General features: G+C 47.1%; 15 protein-coding genes. 5 read left to right on the top strand and 10 right to left on the bottom strand.

The window, feature by feature from the left end; translation table 11 throughout:
- Positions 1–22: 22 nt before the first annotated feature.
- The 3 genes from QUB13_RS12245 to QUB13_RS12235 all read right to left on the bottom strand — a co-directional run bounded on the left by QUB13_RS12245 (position 23) and on the right by QUB13_RS12235 (position 2,937).
- Positions 23–367 (bottom strand): NAD(P)H-quinone oxidoreductase subunit M, encoded by a 345-nt coding sequence (locus QUB13_RS12245; RefSeq protein ID WP_332991772.1) that lies wholly within the window; start codon positions 365–367, stop codon positions 23–25.
- Between the two features lie 142 nt (positions 368–509).
- Positions 510–1,031, bottom strand: a complete 522-nt coding sequence (locus QUB13_RS12240; RefSeq protein ID WP_333380974.1) for a hypothetical protein — start codon at positions 1,029–1,031, stop codon at positions 510–512.
- A 310-nt stretch (positions 1,032–1,341) separates the two neighbouring features.
- Entirely contained in the window at positions 1,342–2,937 is a 1,596-nt protein-coding gene (locus tag QUB13_RS12235; protein WP_333380972.1) for a TerD family protein, read from the bottom strand.
- 134 nt (positions 2,938–3,071) lie between these two features.
- Between QUB13_RS12235 and QUB13_RS12230 the strand changes: the two genes are divergently transcribed.
- On the top strand, positions 3,072–3,347 hold the full coding sequence (locus tag QUB13_RS12230; RefSeq protein WP_333380970.1) for a hypothetical protein: 276 nt from the start codon (positions 3,072–3,074) through the stop codon (positions 3,345–3,347).
- A 168-nt stretch (positions 3,348–3,515) separates the two neighbouring features.
- On the opposite strand, the gene QUB13_RS12225 is transcribed toward QUB13_RS12230, so the two are convergent.
- The 4 genes from QUB13_RS12225 to QUB13_RS12210 form a co-directional block, all read right to left on the bottom strand.
- Entirely contained in the window at positions 3,516–3,821 is a 306-nt protein-coding gene (locus QUB13_RS12225) for an RNA recognition motif domain-containing protein (protein WP_194012852.1), read from the bottom strand.
- A 452-nt stretch (positions 3,822–4,273) separates the two neighbouring features.
- Positions 4,274–6,481: a molybdopterin oxidoreductase family protein gene (locus QUB13_RS12220; protein WP_333380968.1), complete on the bottom strand. Its 2,208-nt coding sequence runs from the start codon at positions 6,479–6,481 to the stop codon at positions 4,274–4,276.
- Between the two features lie 419 nt (positions 6,482–6,900).
- The gene (locus QUB13_RS12215; protein ID WP_333380966.1) at positions 6,901–8,568 is read right to left on the bottom strand and encodes a nitrate ABC transporter ATP-binding protein; all 1,668 of its coding nucleotides are present in this window, start codon (positions 8,566–8,568) and stop codon (positions 6,901–6,903) included.
- 103 nt (positions 8,569–8,671) lie between these two features.
- Entirely contained in the window at positions 8,672–10,696 is a 2,025-nt protein-coding gene (locus QUB13_RS12210; RefSeq protein WP_333380964.1) for an ABC transporter ATP-binding/substrate-binding protein, read from the bottom strand.
- A gap of 63 nt (positions 10,697–10,759) precedes the next feature.
- Here QUB13_RS12210 and QUB13_RS12205 point away from each other — a divergent pair, with 63 nt between their 5' ends.
- Entirely contained in the window at positions 10,760–10,900 is a 141-nt protein-coding gene (locus QUB13_RS12205; protein ID WP_333380963.1) for a hypothetical protein, read from the top strand.
- 162 nt (positions 10,901–11,062) lie between these two features.
- On the opposite strand, the gene ntrB is transcribed toward QUB13_RS12205, so the two are convergent.
- The 3 genes from ntrB to QUB13_RS12185 all read right to left on the bottom strand — a co-directional run bounded on the left by ntrB (position 11,063) and on the right by QUB13_RS12185 (position 15,670).
- Positions 11,063–11,932: a nitrate ABC transporter permease gene (gene ntrB, locus QUB13_RS12200; protein WP_333380961.1), complete on the bottom strand. Its 870-nt coding sequence runs from the start codon at positions 11,930–11,932 to the stop codon at positions 11,063–11,065.
- 433 nt (positions 11,933–12,365) lie between these two features.
- Positions 12,366–13,688: a CmpA/NrtA family ABC transporter substrate-binding protein gene (locus QUB13_RS12195; RefSeq protein ID WP_333380959.1), complete on the bottom strand. Its 1,323-nt coding sequence runs from the start codon at positions 13,686–13,688 to the stop codon at positions 12,366–12,368.
- Between the two features lie 59 nt (positions 13,689–13,747).
- Positions 13,748–15,670: a ferredoxin--nitrite reductase gene (locus tag QUB13_RS12185; RefSeq protein ID WP_442922158.1), complete on the bottom strand. Its 1,923-nt coding sequence runs from the start codon at positions 15,668–15,670 to the stop codon at positions 13,748–13,750.
- 560 nt (positions 15,671–16,230) lie between these two features.
- On the opposite strand from QUB13_RS12185, the gene QUB13_RS12180 reads away from it, so the two are divergent.
- From QUB13_RS12180 to QUB13_RS12170, 3 genes are all read left to right on the top strand, one after another.
- Complete coding sequence (locus tag QUB13_RS12180) at positions 16,231–16,446, top strand: hypothetical protein (protein ID WP_194011692.1); 216 nt, start codon at positions 16,231–16,233, stop codon at positions 16,444–16,446.
- Positions 16,424–16,606 (top strand): hypothetical protein, encoded by a 183-nt coding sequence (locus QUB13_RS12175; RefSeq protein WP_333380957.1) that lies wholly within the window; start codon positions 16,424–16,426, stop codon positions 16,604–16,606. The genes QUB13_RS12180 and QUB13_RS12175 overlap by 23 nt, the downstream gene beginning before the upstream one ends.
- A 484-nt stretch (positions 16,607–17,090) precedes the next feature.
- Positions 17,091–17,528, top strand: coding sequence for a secondary thiamine-phosphate synthase enzyme YjbQ (locus QUB13_RS12170; protein WP_333380956.1), 438 nt, complete (start codon positions 17,091–17,093; stop codon positions 17,526–17,528).
- The last annotated feature ends 179 nt before the right edge of the window (positions 17,529–17,707 follow it).

Genomic DNA, 17,707 nt, shown 5'->3' with positions numbered 1-17,707 from the left:
TTCCCCCTCTCCGACTTTCCCCTTAGAGGTGAATTTTGGCATCAACACGGGGAAGTCCCATGCTGTAGTTGACAGCGCGGCTGTTGAGGTTGTAGCTGATTTGGCCTTTCTGTAAGAACGATCGCACCAAATGCTCCAATTCCGAACCAATCCGGCGGAGGTTGTACTCTGTCAAGTCTTCGCCCTCGTAAGCATCTACGAGTTGGTCGAATTTGGCATATACCTGCTTGACTGACTCGTCGTTCCAGTTTAGTTCGTTGTCCGGGTCAATGTCGATCGTCAAAAGGTCATTGCTGGGTACGAGTTCGTTGTCTTCGAGGATGGCGGTATAAATGCGAATATGGCGGGTTGTGGACTTGAGCTGCATGAGTTCTTATGTGTAAAGATTTTTTCCTGAACTTATTGTAATGGCTAGGAGAGACGCGGGGAACTGGGGAAAAGGAAGAGTAAACCGCGAAGAGGCGTAGGGCGCGTTAGGAAGTAAGGGAAAAATGGGCGAAGGGCGATCATCAATTTCTCGGAATCCCGAAATCTTTGAGTTGTTCCGCCGTCCAATTCTTGTAATATTCAGTGTTTTCTAAAGCATCAGAAGCTGGCTTCAGCTTAGAATTTACTTGCACAGTGAAGCCGGGATACGGCATCCTCCTAGTATAAAGCCCATCAATATTAAAATCTTCTTCGGGATGAGTGTGAAAAGCTAGCAATCCCAACTCAGAAATCTGAGTGTTTAATTTGTCCATCAATTCTTGAGTTTGTGGCGCAGTAATCGCAGTTTTATCGGGATTAATCACTACCATTATTTCAAATTCGGAATTAGCAAATTCATGAATCGATTTCATGATAGTAGAATCTGTATCAAACTGAATCAGCGCTGAAAACCGCTCGATTTTGAATAAAATTTGATTGGCCAAGCGTGCTTTTTTAGCGAAGGGACAAATCGGTAAATCGCTGAAAACTGGATGCGGTAACTCGACAAACTCCGTCATCCATCTGAGGGTAGATTCTATAATTTCCGTGTCAGATTCATTCATCTCAAATCTATAATATTGGACATTTAACCCTAATTATACTCAAACTCACAGCGCTTAAATTTAGTACGCACCAGGCCAGAAACCGGGTTTTTTCGAGATATTGCGTTTGGGCGCGCCGATGCGGGCAAAAACCCGGTTTCTCCGAGTCGCAGCCCTTAAATCCAGTACGCGCTGGGCCAGAAACCGGGTTTTTTGCGACAATATTTGGTTTCCTTGCGCGATCGATAAAAAACCCGGTTTCTCGGAATCACAGCGCTTAAATCCAGAAATATAAGGACTGAAGTCCTTAGTACAAAAATCGCACTTCCATTTATTCGTGAGTTGTGCCGTCTGGCATAATTGCACCTGCGAGTTTAGCACTTGTCATATTTGCTCCAACCCAGTTGGCATCTTTCAGGTTAGCTTTCTCTAAGTTTGCATAACTCAAATTTGCTCCGCACAGGTTTGCTGAAGTTAAGTTTACTCCACTCAAGTTAGCATTTTGAAAGCTAACTCCAGACAGGTTTAAGCCTGCCAAGTTTTGACCGCTCAGATTAGCTTGAGCAAGACTAGATCCGATCAAGCTTACCGCTTTCAAATTTACGTTTTTCAGGTTTGCTCCATCAAGGTTTACAGCAACTAAACTTACCCCATTCAGCTTGACACCCCTTAGATCAGCATAAGATAGGTTAACTTTAGTTACTTTGGCTTGACTTAAATCTGCTCCTATCAAATTAGCGTTATTTAAATTTGCCTGAGTTAGGTTGGCACTGCTTAAATTGGCTGTAGTCAAGTTCGCACTATGCAATTGTGTCTCGCTCAATTTTGCTTGACTTAAATTTGCTTGAATGAGTCTTGCATAATTCAAATTTGCCTTAGTTAAGTTTGCACCACTAAAATTAGCTTGAATTAAATCGGCTTGTTGCAGGTTTGTGGATTTCAAGTTTGCCCCTTGCAGGTTAGCTCCAATCAAGTTTGCCTTCACTAGGTTGGCATTACTAAGGTTGGCATTGCTCAGGTTTGCTTGACTGAAACTAATGGGATATTCCAAAGTTTTGCCGCTCAAATCCACTCCTGCTAAGTTGATTCCTGTAAAATCCCGTTCTCCCTGGTTATACCGCCGTAAAAATTCCTCAGCAGTGATAGCAAATTCCTGATTCTTTGAAACAGAATCATCAACATTTTTAACAGAATCATCAACATCCTTATTAGCTTCCAAGTTATCCGCATTTACAGGATTAGCCACAGACTCTCTCGCTGCTTTTTCCCGCAATTGGTTGTCCACCCGATCGCTAAAGCGCCTCAAAACCTCAGCATCATCAACCTTCTCACCACCATTCGAGCTTTTATCAACCGCATTCTCAACATGATACTTGTCCACAAAACTTTGCAACCCAGCATTATATCCCTGTCCTACAGCCTGAAACCTCCATTCGCCATTCTTCCTGTACAAACGTCCAAATTCTAAAGCCGTTTCTTGAGAAAATATCTGATTTAAATTGTACCGAACCAATTCGTTTCCAGTTTCCGAATTGTAAAGCCGGATAAAAGCATTTGTAACTTGACTAAAACTTTGATTCTTTTCCTGTCCCTCGTGAAGAGTCACAACAAACACTATTTCCTGAATCGCCGAATTGATTTTACTCAAATCCAGATAAACCGTCTCATCATCTCCCTCAACTTGTCCATTCCTGCTGTCACCTGAATGTCGCACCGCACCGTCCGGCGATGTCAGATTGTTGTAAAATACAAAATACTTTTCATCGGGAATCCGACCGTCAGCCCCTAACATAAACACAGATGCGTCAATGTCGCAGTTTTGTGCTGTCTGGCTGACTTGCCACCCCAGGGCGATCGCAATTTTACTGAAATCAGGAGCTTCTTTAGAAAGATTAAATCTGTCACCCTTTGTTAATTCAATAGTCATGTTTGATAATTACCTGATATTTTAAATTAGCGCTTTCCACATTTTAAGGGATTAGTTAAAGTAATAGACTTATTAAGAAGATATATAGCCTTTCTCAGAAAGATGAGGTACTATCTGGGATTGGGCATCGGGCATTGGGCAAGGGGCATTGGGCATTGGGAATTGGGCATTGGGAATTGGGCATTGGGAATTGGGAATTGGGCATTGGGCATTGGGCATTGGGCGGAGCGAAGCGGAGGGATGGGGCATTGGGCTATCCTCGCTTTTTTGATAACCGCTATATTTCGACGATCGCTCAAAAATCTTCTCCCTCTCTCCCCCTCTCTCCCCCTCTCCCTCTTTCCCCCTCTCCCCCTCTCCCCCTCTCCCCCTCTCTCAAGTTAGATACAAGCTTCTACAGGCGCGGATAAAAATTTGACATAAAAAAAACCTCAAGCTGTTGTTTGGCAACATTTTGAGGATTTCAAGGCTCGATGCGATCGCAGAATCAACTATCTATTCTCAACAAATCATGATTGTTGACTCCGTTTTCGATCGGGCAAACACACGATCGAGCTAAAAATTTAGCTCTAAATGGTTTAGTAGCGACGAGAGGAGCGGTCGTTGTTGCCCCAGTTACCGCTGTTAGAAGAACCACGTTCTTCGCGGGGTTTTGCCTTATTGACTTTGAGGTCGCGACCCATCCACTCAGCACCGTCAAGAGCTTCAATGGCGGCAGTTTCTTCTGCTTCAGTAGACATTTCTACGAAAGCGAAACCGCGCATCCGACCTGTTTCACGGTCAGCAGGCACTTGAATGCGCTTGACTGTGCCGTACTCACCAAAAGTTTGGCTGAGGTGCTCCTGCGTTACTTCGTAGGATAAATTGCCGACATAGATTGACATTGAACATTCTCCAGAATCGAGGTTGTAGAGATTTAAATCCGGAGGAACGCCGATCGAACGAACTGTACTGCCGAAAATAAAGCTTTGTGAAAACAATCATAGCACCTATACCTGCAAACTGCAATTTTTTGAGCCGATCGATCCAAAAGAATGCCGCAAGCTTTTGGGCGAGACGAAAAACCGCGAATCAAACAGGAAAAGCTGACCATAAATTAATTGAATTATCCTGGTTTGCCAGGAGTTCCCGATAACGCCGTTCTTTCGGTGCGTCTGGGTCACAATTGCTGGGGCGAGAGAAGTTTTGACGAAAATAGAGCAACCGGGGATTGTGCCGTACTTGACTGCCTTGAAACCCGGTTCCTTAACAAAAAATTACGATTTTGCCGGAGTCTGTGGGACGAAACCCAGGTAATGAGATCGATCCGGCTAGGTGAGTATGTCAAATCCCAAAGTCACAGGCCAGATAGAGAAGTAACGGCGACAGTGGATTTGGCCCAATTAAATTCCTCAACCCCTGCGGCAACTTCTGCCACAGCCGGCGCTGCTGTTTCGGCCCCCACCAACACCAATTGCACGGCGCAAGCTTTTAACTCTGGCTGTTTGGAATCGGGACAACTTGCCGAATGAGTCATAGCATTGGCTTCAGCTTCTTCGGCCCACAGAGCGCCCCAGTGCATCGGTACAAATAGCGTACCAGGGGCGATCGCCTTAGTAACTTTTGCCGGAAACCGAGCCTTACCGCGGCGCGATCGAACTTCCAACAAATCCCCCTCATTAATCTGCAATTTCGCAGCATCGCGCGGGTGAATTTCCAAAAACGGATCGGGGTGCAATTGATTAATTTTCTCAGTTCTACCCGTGCGCGTCATCGTGTGCCAGTGTCCGTAAAGTCTCCCCGTCGTCAACACAAACGGATAGTTAGGATCTGGAGGTTCAGCGAGTCCCCGGGAGTGATAAGCCGAAAATTTTGCCCGCCCGTCGGGAGTGTGAAAACGCCTGTCAGTATACAGCCGTTTCGCTTCGTTGGCTGGATGCGGAGGCTCGTTTTCGGGACAGGGCCACTGCTGGGGGCCTTGGAGGCGCAAATATTCGTGACTCAGGCCAGTTACATCGCAAGGCCTGCCCCTTGTCAACTGCACGAACTCTTGATATACGTCAGCGCTGCTGTCGAAAGCAAAATGTTCCGCAAAACCCAAGCGGCGGCCGACTTCAGCAAAAATGCTCCAGTCATCGCGCGCTTCACCTGAAGGAATGTCGAAACCCGGGCCGAGAGTAACGCGGCGTTCGGAATTTGTCATCACTCCGGTTTTTTCGCTCCACTGGGTTGCCGGCAGCAGGATGTGAGCGTAGGCTGAGGTTTCCGTGGGATAGTAAGCTTCTTGATAAATCGTAAAGGGCGATCGCAGCAAAGCAGCCTTTGTCCGTTCCAAATCCGGCATACTCACTACCGGATTAGTAGCTGCAATCCACAGCAACTCGACATCGCCAGTTTCCAATCCCAAAATCATCTCCCAAGCAGTGCGGCCGGGATTTGGGGAAATGCTTCCCGGTGCAATTCCCCAAAACTCCTCGACTTGGGTTCTGTGTTCGGCATTTTTCACAAATCTGTAACCGGGGAGTAGGTGAGAGAGTCCTCCGGCTTCCCGCCCTCCCATCGCGTTTGGCTGGCCGGTGAGGGAAAACGGGCCGCATCCCGGTTTGCCGATTTGACCGGTCATCAAGTGCAAATTAATTAGCGATCGCACCTTGGCCGTACCTTCGGAGGACTGGTTGATGCCCATCGACCACAGCGACAAAACCCGCTGCGACTGTTCCCAATAACGGGCAGCCGTTTCTAAATCGCTGACACTAATACCGCAGCGCGAGGCGACAAAATCCGGCGTGTAGCTGCTAATAACTTCCGCAAAAGCTGAAAAATTTTCCGTGCAGTCTTGAATAAATTCAGGGTCTATTGCCCGTTTTCGCAACAGTAAATATGCAATTCCATTGAACAAATCTATATCCGTACCGGGCTTAATTGCTAAGTGCAAATCTGCCGCTTCAGCAGTCGGAGTCCGCCTCGGATCTACCACAATCATCTTGACATTGGGATTTTTTTTGTGATATTTGGCCAAGCGGTTGAACACAATTGGATGGCATTCCGCTGTATTGCTACCGACAATAAAAGCACAATCTGTTAATTCTAAATCGTCGTAACAGCAAGGCGGCCCGTCCGAACCAAAGCTTTGAACGTATCCCGAAACTGCTGAAGACATACACAAGCGAGAATTCGCATCAAAATTATTTGTACCCAGACAACCTTTCATGAGTTTCTGAGCAACATAATAATCTTCTGTTACGAATTGACCCGAACCGTAAACGCACAAAGCATCGGGGCCAGTGGTGCTGCGAATTTTTTGGATGCGGTTAACAATGGCATCGAGAGCTTCGTCCCAACTAGCGCGGCGGAAGGGTTGGTCGAGAGTGTCTCGCATCATCGGATAAAGTAGCCGATCGCTCCGAATGGACTCTGCTACCGTTGCTCCCTTAATACAAACCATACCCTGACTTGATGGGTGATTGCGATCGCCTCGAACTTTCCAACTTTGTTTTTTGTCGGGAACAACTTCTAGACCGCAACCTACACCGCAGTAAGGGCAAAGAGTTTTTATAGTTTCCATCTGGTGATTTTAGATGCTAATTTTTGAAAGCTCATGGATAATAGGTAATTTGTCATTATAATCAGAACAAATTGTTCCCAACAATGTATCAATTATTACAAAGTTACCCCAAAAACGCTTCACAGCAGCGGAAAATACCCTGATTTAAAATTAACCGCTGTCTTACTAAAACTCGCGATCGCTCTTATTTGCAGCCAGTTTATGACAGTTTATAACTCCCCTGTAAAACAGTGGGCGAATACACTAATTACCAAAAACGGAAACCAGACAGTCCTGATTCGATATCCCAAATTTTACACTTCCGCTAAAGCTGCCAGATTTATCTGTGAAATAAATTTTTAAGCTCAAATTTTGAATGCGAAAATCGACTGACTTGGTTGTTCATAGCAATCTAAGAGCCGCGTGCGGGAAGCTTTCGCCTACTTGGCTGTTTTAACTTCTAATACGCCGCTGGGGCTAAAATTTACTTGAAATTCAGCCGTTGTTCGATCGCCTGCGACGACACCTGCTGGAGTTTGCAAAACCGGCAGAGGCGTTTCTTTGACAAAATCTTTAGCTGCTTGATTTGTGGGATCGAACTGTAGGATATCGCCGTTTTGTTTCACTTTGACCCGATAAGTCAAACTTTCGGTAAATGTCGGAGTTGTTCTCCAATTTTGGTCAATTTTTGCATATAACTGGTTTGCGATCGTATCGAGTTCGGCTTTGTCAGAAATCCCCGATCCGGTGCTGTTAGTCGCAGCAATCGGCGCAGGACTCGCAACAGGCGCAGGACTCGCAGCAATCATCGGCGCAGGGCTAACCGCAACAGGCGCAGGACTCGCAGCAATCATCGGCGCAGGGCTAACCGCAACAGGCGCAGGACTCGCAGCAATCATCGGCGCAGGGCTAACCGCAACAGGCGCAGGGCTGGGGGGAGAACTCACAACTGCGGCCACAGTCGGCGCTTGCAGTGCAGTTTCTGCTAGTTTCGCTTGCTTTAGCTGGCTGGAAACCGCAGACATATTGACTGCTGCTAAAGTAGCCATTGCTGCCAACCACGACACTGCGAAGATAGCTCCTTTGAGCGGTGAAGCTTCTACGGGTTCAGTAGCGTGAGGCATAAAAGATACCTCTGGCCTTGGCTTGTCAGCAACTGCAGGCTTTTTGCCAGCAGGTACTGGCAGGGGTATCGCGACGGTTTCTGTTTCCGAGTCCGTTGCTTCATCTTCTTCGTGGTGGGCGTAGCGAGAAAACAGGAACTCCAAAGCAAAGTTCCGCAGTTCGTAATATCTGGGGTCTTCCATTACCCGCGTGCGGTTGCGGGGACGGCTGAAGGGAATGTGCATATCTTCGCCGATGGAAGCGGCGGGGCCGTTGGTCATCATCACGATGCGATCGGCTAAAAACAAAGCTTCATCAATATCGTGAGTGATCATGATGACAGTAATTTTGTGCTCGCGCCAGATTTTGAGCAATTCTTCCTGCAATTCTTCCCGCGTAATCGGGTCTAGAGCTCCGAAAGGTTCGTCCAAAATCAATAGTTTGGGGCGAGTTGCTAGAGCTCGGGCGATCGCCACCCGCTGTTTCATCCCCCCGGACAATTGGCCCGGTCTTTTATTACCAGCTTCGGTCAGCCCCACTAATTCTAAGTTTTGTTTGACGATCGCATTGTGTTCCTCTGCGGACTTGTCAGCATAAACACTTTCAACACCGAGGTGGATGTTTTCAGTAGCAGTCAGCCAAGGTAGTAGGGAGTAGTTTTGAAACACCACCATGCGATCGGGGCCGGGTTCAGTAATCGGCGAACCTTCCAGAGCAACTTCTCCGCTGGTCGGCCCGTTGAATCCCGCAATCATGTTCAGCAAAGTTGATTTGCCGCAGCCGGAGTGACCGATCAAACAAATAAATTCGCCTTCATTAATAGTCAGGTTTACACCGTCGAGAATGACAAAAGGTTTGTCAGGTTCTTTCTGATTGTTGTAGACTTTGGATACGTTTTTTATCGTTAAAAAACCGGGTTTTCCTGTCTGAAGATTAGTAGTTTCGGGAGTTGTTAGAGTTTGCATATTTTCAGAAATTGGCTTGTGTTTTTGAGGATTAGACATGAAGCTTTTAGATTAAGAGGGATTTTGGGAGTTGTGGAAATCGGAAAATGTGGAGTCTTGTTTCCTAATTCCTTACTCCTCATTTCCTCTTCCTATTTACTGGTTATGCAGGGATTTTGATAGAACACTGACTGCCTATTTGTTCAATTAAGATTTCTTCAATGCGGAGTCCGCGCTTGATTTTGACATTCTGGAGATAGTCGATCGGGTCGTCTAGATTAAAGACAGTGCCGTCAAATAGCTCGATCGTCCGACGAACTCTCGAAATATCCGGCAAACCCAACTCGCGAACTGCTTGACCGAAGACATCGGGCCGCAACACTCGATCGACCACTTCCACCCAGTTTTTCGGGAACGGAATCAGACCCCAGCGGGCCATCTGCGCCATCACCCACACCATTTCTAGGCGGTCTGGACAATTGGTTTGGTCAACGTAGAACTGGTTGAAGTTGTAGAGCATTTCGGGTTCGGCCTCGGTGCCGCAGTTGTACGGATCGAGGAATCCCGGGCGGATGTTTTTGGAGTCTGCGCCGATGTATTGTTCTTGACAAATCAACCCCAGCACTTCTTCGCGGTTGCGGCGATCGTCGCAGTAGTCGCAGGCTTCCAAAAGCGCTTTGACGAGGGCGACGTGGGTTTGAGGATATTTCTGAGCCCAATCTTCGGTAACACCGAGAACTTTTTCGATGTGTCCGGGCAGAATATCGAGGGAACGGGCGATGACAAAACCACTACCGTCGTTGACTGCGTGGGAGTTCCAGGGGTCGCCGGCGCAGTAGCCGTCAATGTTACCTGCTTTTAAATTCGATACCATCTGCGGGGGCGGAATCACGGTCAAGCCCACGTCCAAGTCGGGGTCGATGCCGCCGGCGGCCAGCCAGTAGCGGAACAGCAGATTGTGCATGGAGGCGGAGTGTACCATCCCCAAGGTGTGAGCTTTGTCGGGGGTGCTGGCGATCTCCGCTTTGAAATCCTCTAATGTCCGAATACCTTGTTTGTAAAGGTGTTTGCTCAAAACAATCGAATTGCCGTTGCGAGACAGAGTGAGGGCGCTACAGACTGGCACCGGTTGCTCGCCGTCCAATCCCAACAACATGGCGATCGGCATTCCTGCGACCATTTGTGCCGCGTCCAGCCGTCCTTCGGCGACTCCTTTGGCAATTGCTTTCCAGCCAGGTTCGCGCACGAGGGTAACTTCTTCCAAGCCGTGGGCTTTGAAAAATCCTTTTTCTTTGGCTACGACTAGGGGCGCGCAGTCGGTGAGGGGAATAAACCCGATGTCTAGGTTGACTTTTTCCAGGCCGTTGCGGGCGATCGCAGGTAGTTGTTGTTGGGCCCGGCGTTGTTTGACGCGCTTTTGCTGGTTGAGGAAGTAAACAATTTCGTTGCGTAGCGCGTAGTAACTCGGATGGTTGACAACTTCCATGCGCTTGCGGGGGCGGGGAATGTCCACTTCGAGGATTTGTCCGATTTGCGCTTCCGGGCCGTTGGTAAGCATGACAATGCGATCGCTCAACAACAAAGCCTCGTCAACGTCGTGAGTTACCATCACGCTGGTGACTTTGCTTTCCTGGCAAATTTTCATCAACTGGTCTTGCAAACCGCCGCGAGTTAAAGCATCAAGAGCACCAAAGGGTTCGTCTAACAGCAGCAATTTCGGGCGAATCGCGAGGGCGCGGGCGATCGCAACTCTTTGTTTCATCCCCCCAGAAATTTCCCCAGGCCGTTTTTTGGCAGCTTGTCCGAGTCCTACTAATTTAATATGGTGTTCTATGACTAATTCGCGCTCTTCTTGAGTGTTACCGCTGTAGATTTCATCCACTGCGAGGGCGATATTTTCGCGAACAGTCAGCCAAGGAAGCAGCGAATAATTTTGAAACACCACCATCCGATCCGGGCCTGGATCGCGGACTTCGCGCCCTTCTAAAATAACCCCACCCTGACTTGCTGTATCCAGGCCAGCAATGATATTTAGCAGTGTAGATTTGCCGCAACCAGAGTGTCCGATTAAGGAGATAAATTCTCCCTTTTTAATTTTAAGTTCGATATTTTTAAGAGCGATGTATTGCTCTCCATTTGGCAGATCAAATACGCGGTCAACGTGGTCTACTTCAACAAATACTGACATGATTTTTTTAGGTAGTTTTTACTTGGTAGATGCTAAATCTTAATTGGGAATTGGGAATGGGGAATGGGGCATGGGGAATGGGGCATGGGGAATGGGGCATTGGGAATGGGGCATTGGGAATGGGGCATCTTGTCCGCTCGCGAAGTCGAAGGGTGGGAATGTGGCAAACAGGGCATTTACTCGTTACCAGGCTCTGCCTGGTAATGCAGATCCGGAGGCTCTGCCTCCTTCGATCTGGCAACTTACAGGAAAGAGGACTGTAGGAGGTGTTTAAGTTATTAAATTTTAGATCCTAACTAATCACCCATTCCCCATTCCCCATTCCCAATTCCCAATCACCCATTCCCCATTCCCCATTCCCAAATCCTATTTGCTTTCTTCGGGAACCACTTTAGAACCGATAAAACCAACTATTCTGTCTAATAGCAAGCCGACAATACCTACATAAAGCACTGCTAGAATCACGGAGCTGAGTCTAGAACTGTTGTAAGCGTCCCAGATGAAGAAACCGATGCCAACACCGCCGACTAACATTTCCGCTGCTACGATCGCCAGCCAAGACAAACCGATACCAATTCTCAAGCCTGTGAAGATGTAAGGAACTGAAGATGGAATCAGGATTTTCCAGAAGTATTTTCGGTTGGGTAGGCGCAAGACGCGGGCGACGTTTCTGTAGTCTTGGGGTATTTGTTGAACGCCTACTGTGGTATTGATGATAATCGGCCAAATTGCTGTAGCCAAGATTACAAAAAGTGCTGCTACTTCGTTGGTTTTTAGCCCGATACCTTCAAAGGGATTGAACTGTTGAAATACTGCCAGGGCGATCGGCAACCAAGCTAGAGGCGGGATAGTTCTAAATACTTGAAACAGCGGGTCTAAAGCATCGTACATTAAAGGATTTGTGCCGATCAATATCCCTAAACTTATGCCGAGAATTGCTGATAAAGTAAAGCCGATCGCCACTCGCTGCAAACTCGCTAAAATTTGCCAAAATAAACCTTTGTCGATACCGCCGTTGTCGAAGAAGGGATCGACAATCAAAGTCCAGGTTTCTTGAACCACTTTAACCGGGCCCGGCAAGGAGGAACCCTCACCGTGGCAAAGGATTTGCCAGATTGTGAGCAAAACTGCGATCGCGACTAAAGGTCGAATGATTTTTCGGCGATTTTTTTGCACCAAATCCAGAACGAAATTTACCGGATTTTTGCTTTTTAAAACAGAGAGGTTTGTTGCCATTTTTCTATTTACTCTGAGGAATTAGCAGTGAATGGATAATTGCTTGTAGATGCTTTGATATCGCGTCAGGTTCGTAGTGCGGACTTCAGTCCGCTCTTAAACTGCGGACTGAAGTCCGCACTACGAACCAACCATTTTTTTTGGTAATTGACCGGACGCGAGATGACCTGTTGAGTTGAAATTTAAGATTTGATATCTTCATTCTTTGACGCATTTAGTACAAATAAACTTGGTTTTTACCTAATTGTATGGCTGTTAGAAACAATGTTCGTAAAAAAACCGGCTTTTAATCCCGTGCGTAACTCCGAATTTTGGAATCATCTCCTAATTTCAAGGATAATTATTAATTGCAAACTCCCAATTTTGAATCTAATCCAATTTCTTAGCAAATGGTTTATTTCTTATTATCAACCATGAGCGAATAGTAGGGAATTTATGCTTTTTTGATTGCCAGACTCTTCAGATATTCTTCTGGTTTTTCGGGGTCAAACTTTATGCCGTCAAAGAAGGTTTCGACACCGCGAGAAGTCGTAGCAGGAATTTGGGCTGCGGGAACACCAATTGCTGTGGCTGCTGCTTTCCAAATATCCTCGCGGTTAACTTTATCGACGGTTGCTTTGATGTCGGTATTAGCCGGGATATAACCCCAGCGAATATTTTCAGTGATGAACCAAGCATCGTGGCTCTTGTAGGGATAGGAAGCATTGTCAGCCCAGAATTTCATCGCTACTGGACTAGAAGCTTCAACGCGACCAGTACCGTAGTCAATTTGACCTTTAGAGCGAGCGACAATATCGGCTACTGGAACTTTTAACCATCTATCTTTACCGATGATTTCACACATCTCTTGTTTGTTTTCTGCCTTTTCGCACCACTGCTGGGATTCGAGAACAGCCATTGTAAGTGCTTTAGCAGCTTTGGGATTTTTGGCTACCCAATCTGCTCTTAAAGTTAAAGCTTTTTCTGGGTGATCTTTCCAAAGTTCTCCAGTGATTAAGGCGCTGTATCCTACTTTTTGAGCAATTAGCTGAGCGTTCCAAGGTTCGCCTACGCAAAAGGCTTCCATGCTGCCGGATTTCATGTTAGCTACCATCTGGGGCGGCGGTACGGGAATCACGGAAACATCTGTATCTGGATTGATACCGCCTGCTGCTAGCCAATACCGTATCCACAAATCGTGGGTGCCTCCGGGAAATGTCATAGCAATCGGAACTTTCTGATTGGCGAGGGCTGCTTTAAAAGGTTTGCTATCGGTACCGATTTTTAAATCTAGGTATTTTTTGCCGAGGGAAATACCTTGACCGTTAGTATTTAACCGCGCCAGAATGTTCATCGGCACTGGCAGATTGCCTTTGGTAATTGTGCCTAATGTCATCTGGTGAGCCATCGGGGATAGGAGGTGCGCGCCGTCAATGCCGCCTTTGTCGGAACCGAGTTCTAGGTTATCGCGCGTCACCGGCCAAGATGCTTGTTTGGCAATTTGCACGTCTTTCATGCCGTATTTGGCAAAGTAGCCTTTTTCTAGGGCGATGATTAAGGGTGCTGCGTCGGTGAGGGCGATGAATCCGAGTTTGGCTGCGGTAACTTCGGGGGCGTCGGCAGGGTTGATGTTGACTGCTGGGGCGGCGGTGGGTGAGGTTCCGCTGGGAGTTGCGTTAGATGTGGTGGAACCGGAACTGCAACCGTGGGCTAGGAGGGTGCCGGCGGCTGTGACTCCGGCGGTGATGATGAATTTTCTGCGGGAAAGGTTGCTCATTTGTCTTGAATTCTTGTTGTACTTTGAGATCGTTGGAATGTGAGATGGCAGATGTGAGATCAGGCGTCGATCGACACTTGGCCGATCGCCCGCGCGCTGCAAGTTAAAATGAACCCTGGTTCTAAATCGGCAGCCGCGTCGGGTTGGCTGTCGTAAACTGTCTTCCCTTCTAGAAGTTTCTGCTTGCAAGTGCCGCAGGTTCCCGAACGACAACTGCTGTCGAGTTCGACTCCTGCCCGTTCGGCAACGTCGAGAATAAATTCATCTTCGGTGCAAGCAACTGTTTTGCCCGATCGAGCGAAAATGACAGTAGATGTCTGAGGTTTCGTCGCCAAGAGAGTCGTTTCGTCTCTCTCAACCGTCAGTTGCAGTTGTCGGTTGAGCGAATCTACATCTCCTTGATGGGGAACAGCACCGAAGTTATCGACTAAAAGTTGATGCAGCACCGGTTTAAGGTCTTCACAAGGGATGCCTTTTTGGACGCAAGTACCCAAATGAGCATCTTTGCCGACTGTACCTCCCATGTAAATGTCTACACCTTCGAGGGTTTTGCCGTTCTTGCGAACTTTTGTCCCCATCAAACCGATGTCTGCTACTTGCGGTTGGCCGCAGGAATTGGGGCAACCCGTCCAGTGAATTCTGACCGGTTTGGGAACGGAGAGTTCGGCTTCGAGTTCCCCAATCATTGCGACGGCGCGGGCTTTGGTTTCAATTAGGGCGAAGTTGCAAAACTTGGAGCCGGTGCAGGAAACTAAGGCTCGCGTCAGGGGTGCGGGGTCAATGGAAAAACGCTGCAACAGCGGTTCTTTGAGCAGCGACTCAATCCGCGATTCGGGAACGTTGGGCACAATGACGTTTTCTTCGACAGTGAGCCTGAGCTCGCCGCTGCCGTACACCTCGGCGATTCTGGCTAAATCGAACAAATCCGATGCGCTCAGCCGTCCGACGGGAACGTGCAGCCCTACATACTTGAGCCCTGCTTGTTTTTGGTCGTAGATGCCGATGTGGTCGCGTTTGTCCCAGACGATTTCATCTTTGAGGGCGGCGGCGGGCAATGTGCGGCCTAATTCTTGTTCGACGGCGGCGCGGAATTGTTCGATGCCCAGTTCGTCAATCAGCCACATCAAGCGGGATTTTTGGCGATTTGCTCTCGGGCCTCGATCGCGGTACACATTTAATATGGCTTTGCACAAATCCACAACGTCGCTGGGACTTGCCCAAGCGTTGAGGGGAATGGCAGCTTCGCAGCGTTTGGCGGAGAAGAATCCGCCGACTAAAACATTAAACCCGATGTTGCCGTCCAAGTAAGCGGGTACGAAGGCGATGTCGTTAATTTCGGCGTGGACTGAATTGTCGCGGCAGCCTGCGATCGCAATATTAAACTTTCTCGGCAAATTGGAAAACGCGGGGTTGCCTTCGCCGCTGTTGGTAATCATGTCTTGGACTTGGTTCGCCAGTTCCCGCGTATCTATCAGTTCGTCGGCATCCAAGCCTGCGACTGGGGAACCGGTGATGTTGCGAACGTTGTCCATGCCGGACTGAACGCTGGTCATCCCCGCTGCTTTGAGGCGGCTGAAGATGTCGGGCACATCTTCTATGCGAATTCCGCGCAGTTGCAGGTTTTGTCTGGTGGTGATGTCGGCGCTGCCGTCGTCGCCGTAGCGCTGTACAATTTCTGCGATGGTTCTGGTTTGATTGCTGGTAATGATGCCGTTGGGCAACCGCATCCGCATCATGAATTTCCCAGGAGTTACTGGCCGAAAGAAGATGCCGAACCATTTGAGGCGGTAGTCGCGATCGATTTCGTCCATTGCTTCCCAGCCGATTTGGGCGAAGCGATCGAATTCGGCTTTGACTGCTAAGCCATCTTTTTCGGATTTGAGTTTTTCAAATTTGTTCTGGCTGGTTTTTGGTTCTACTGTTTGGGTCATTGATTTACCCTCGCGGCTGGCTTGTTCGGGAAAAGTATTGACTTGGAGCATAAAGTGTGTTTCCTGCTAACCTTAGTGACTGTATGAATTTAAAACTGTATATTTAGTTACTCGATAGAATTTCTTTTAAGCATGGTTGGTCTTTTGTATACTTGAGCTTTTCTGGACGCTGCCTCGAATGCCGCCAACCTATTTATGGTTGTTATGGTTGCTACCGATTGTTCGATCGCTGCGTTTCGATGCGCCTTTGTTACGAACAAATGTAAAACCCACCACCGTAAAGATTCGTAGCTATTTTTACAAAATATTGAGTTTTATGAAGATTTTGCATACTGACAATGCGTTTTATACATGAGTAGTCGGTAAAAACACCCACAGAGCCTAAAAATCTTTGTAAATCTTTAGATTTGGGAGGGGAGAGAGGGAAATTGGCAAATAATAAAATAATGTTGTGACGCCGATCGCATACTTAAAACGCCGCTAGTCACACAATTAGATGCGTCACGATCGCACAATTAGCGTCAAAAAATCACATTCTCTACTCTGTCAGCGTCACTGTTGATTTTGGGAGAATGATAGATGATATAACTATCGAATTCAGAGAAGGTCTTATGCTTTTTATTCAACTTATCCCCGGCGCTATTTCTGAAATACTGGCCTCTGTTACCGATACAGGCTGTTTGACATTGGCCGATCGCTACGGTTTGATGGCTGCTGTTTTGGATGACTCTCTCGACGAGCAAGATATATATTCGCTCAACCGACTGCTGCGCTACGTGCTTAAGGGAAGAGTCAAGATAGTTAATGAATTGTCGGCGATCGGTTAACAGCATTCAGAAATTTGATGCAGCGCTTCCAGTGCAGAAACTACCGCCAGAGTCTCCAGGAACCCGCGATGCTCGCTACGGATATGTTGCAGGCAGTTTCTTGGCTTTTCTCAAAACGATCGCTCCTCGCCGTCAGTCGATTTTAGATTTTAGATTTTAGATTTTAGATTTTAGATTTTTAGATTTACTTACATCATTAGTAGGGTGCGTCGAGGAGCGATGAATCCCTAATATCATCTTCGGTAGATTGCCATAACAAAAAAAGGTTCGTGCGTGCAGTTAATCGAGCGGGCGCGATCTAATATCGTTTCCGGCTGCATCGTCAGGTGATAAATTAGAGAACAATTCATGAATGATTTTTACAAGTCACCACCTATCTCGGTGCAATTTTCAGTTATTCGATTCATAGTGAACAGTTAACAGTCAACAGTCAACAGTCAACATCATGAGGAGTGCAACCGGAATTGATATAACTTGCAAATCGACTGTTTAGAGCGGCGCACCTGTGCCGAAAGGCTTGAGGAAACAATTTTTTATAAATGGTATAATTTTGGGCGATCGACCTTTGAGGAATTTGAGGACTCAAGTCCTCACTACCAACCTAATTATAATTATTGAACTGGGCTAGAGATAATAGGCAACCTATGAAAATCATCAATCAAACAATCGAAATACTCACAGAATCAGGTATTAATATTTATAACATCACTCCTCAAATTGTCCACATTCTTGATAGCAGTGCAGTGAAAAATGGACAAGTTATAGTATTTTCCCGACACACTACTACAGCTTTAGTAATTAATGAAGACGAAGAAAGATTGCTAGCAGATATTAAAGTATACTTGCAAAAATTAGCGCCTCCCGGCGACAAATACCTGCACAACGACCTGCATTTAAGAATAGTTCCAGCCGACGAACCGATCAACGCTCACTCTCACCTGATGGCCATGACGCTCAGTACCAGCGAAGTAATTCCAGTTGCAGAAGGTAAATTAGCACTAGGGACTTGGCAATCTGTTTTGTTTTTTGACTTAGACGGGCCGCGAAACAGAAGTGTAAGTATTCAAATTATGGGCGAATAAGTTGTGGTGTATTTAAATTACATCTAGCGGTTTTCAAGTTAATGAAATATTTACCAATTAATCCCTCAATCCCTCAATTTTATGGACTAACTCTGCGCGGGTGATGCGTTTGAGTAGCAATGTGCTGGTAGTGGCGAAAGTTTGCTGTTTAATTACGGACACTAGCTGTTTTTTTGAAT

It is taken from the genome of Microcoleus sp. B4-D4, assembly GCF_036705185.1.
Classification (GTDB): Bacteria; Cyanobacteriota; Cyanobacteriia; order Cyanobacteriales; family Microcoleaceae; genus Microcoleus.
The sequence above is the reverse complement of the archived record's forward strand: the minus strand, read 5'-3'. Positions and strand labels throughout refer to the sequence as shown.

Bases quoted from the DNA above. Each gene is read 5' to 3' on its own strand.
- QUB13_RS12245 (WP_332991772.1), bottom strand. From the start codon at position 367: ATGCAGCTCAAGTCCACAACCCGCCATATTCGCATTTATACCGCCATC.
- QUB13_RS12240 (WP_333380974.1), bottom strand. From the start codon at position 1,031: ATGAATGAATCTGACACGGAAATTATAGAATCTACCCTCAGATGGATG.
- QUB13_RS12235 (WP_333380972.1), bottom strand. From the start codon at position 2,937: ATGACTATTGAATTAACAAAGGGTGACAGATTTAATCTTTCTAAAGAA.
- QUB13_RS12225 (WP_194012852.1), bottom strand. From the start codon at position 3,821: ATGTCAATCTATGTCGGCAATTTATCCTACGAAGTAACGCAGGAGCAC.
- QUB13_RS12220 (WP_333380968.1), bottom strand. From the start codon at position 6,481: ATGGAAACTATAAAAACTCTTTGCCCTTACTGCGGTGTAGGTTGCGGT.
- QUB13_RS12215 (WP_333380966.1), bottom strand. From the start codon at position 8,568: ATGTCTAATCCTCAAAAACACAAGCCAATTTCTGAAAATATGCAAACT.
- QUB13_RS12210 (WP_333380964.1), bottom strand. From the start codon at position 10,696: ATGTCAGTATTTGTTGAAGTAGACCACGTTGACCGCGTATTTGATCTG.
- QUB13_RS12205 (WP_333380963.1), top strand. From the start codon at position 10,760: ATGGGGCATGGGGAATGGGGCATGGGGAATGGGGCATTGGGAATGGGG.
- ntrB (WP_333380961.1), bottom strand. From the start codon at position 11,932: ATGGCAACAAACCTCTCTGTTTTAAAAAGCAAAAATCCGGTAAATTTC.
- QUB13_RS12195 (WP_333380959.1), bottom strand. From the start codon at position 13,688: ATGAGCAACCTTTCCCGCAGAAAATTCATCATCACCGCCGGAGTCACA.
- QUB13_RS12185 (WP_442922158.1), bottom strand. From the start codon at position 15,670: ATGCTCCAAGTCAATACTTTTCCCGAACAAGCCAGCCGCGAGGGTAAA.
- QUB13_RS12180 (WP_194011692.1), top strand. From the start codon at position 16,231: ATGCTTTTTATTCAACTTATCCCCGGCGCTATTTCTGAAATACTGGCC.
- QUB13_RS12175 (WP_333380957.1), top strand. From the start codon at position 16,424: ATGAATTGTCGGCGATCGGTTAACAGCATTCAGAAATTTGATGCAGCG.
- QUB13_RS12170 (WP_333380956.1), top strand. From the start codon at position 17,091: ATGAAAATCATCAATCAAACAATCGAAATACTCACAGAATCAGGTATT.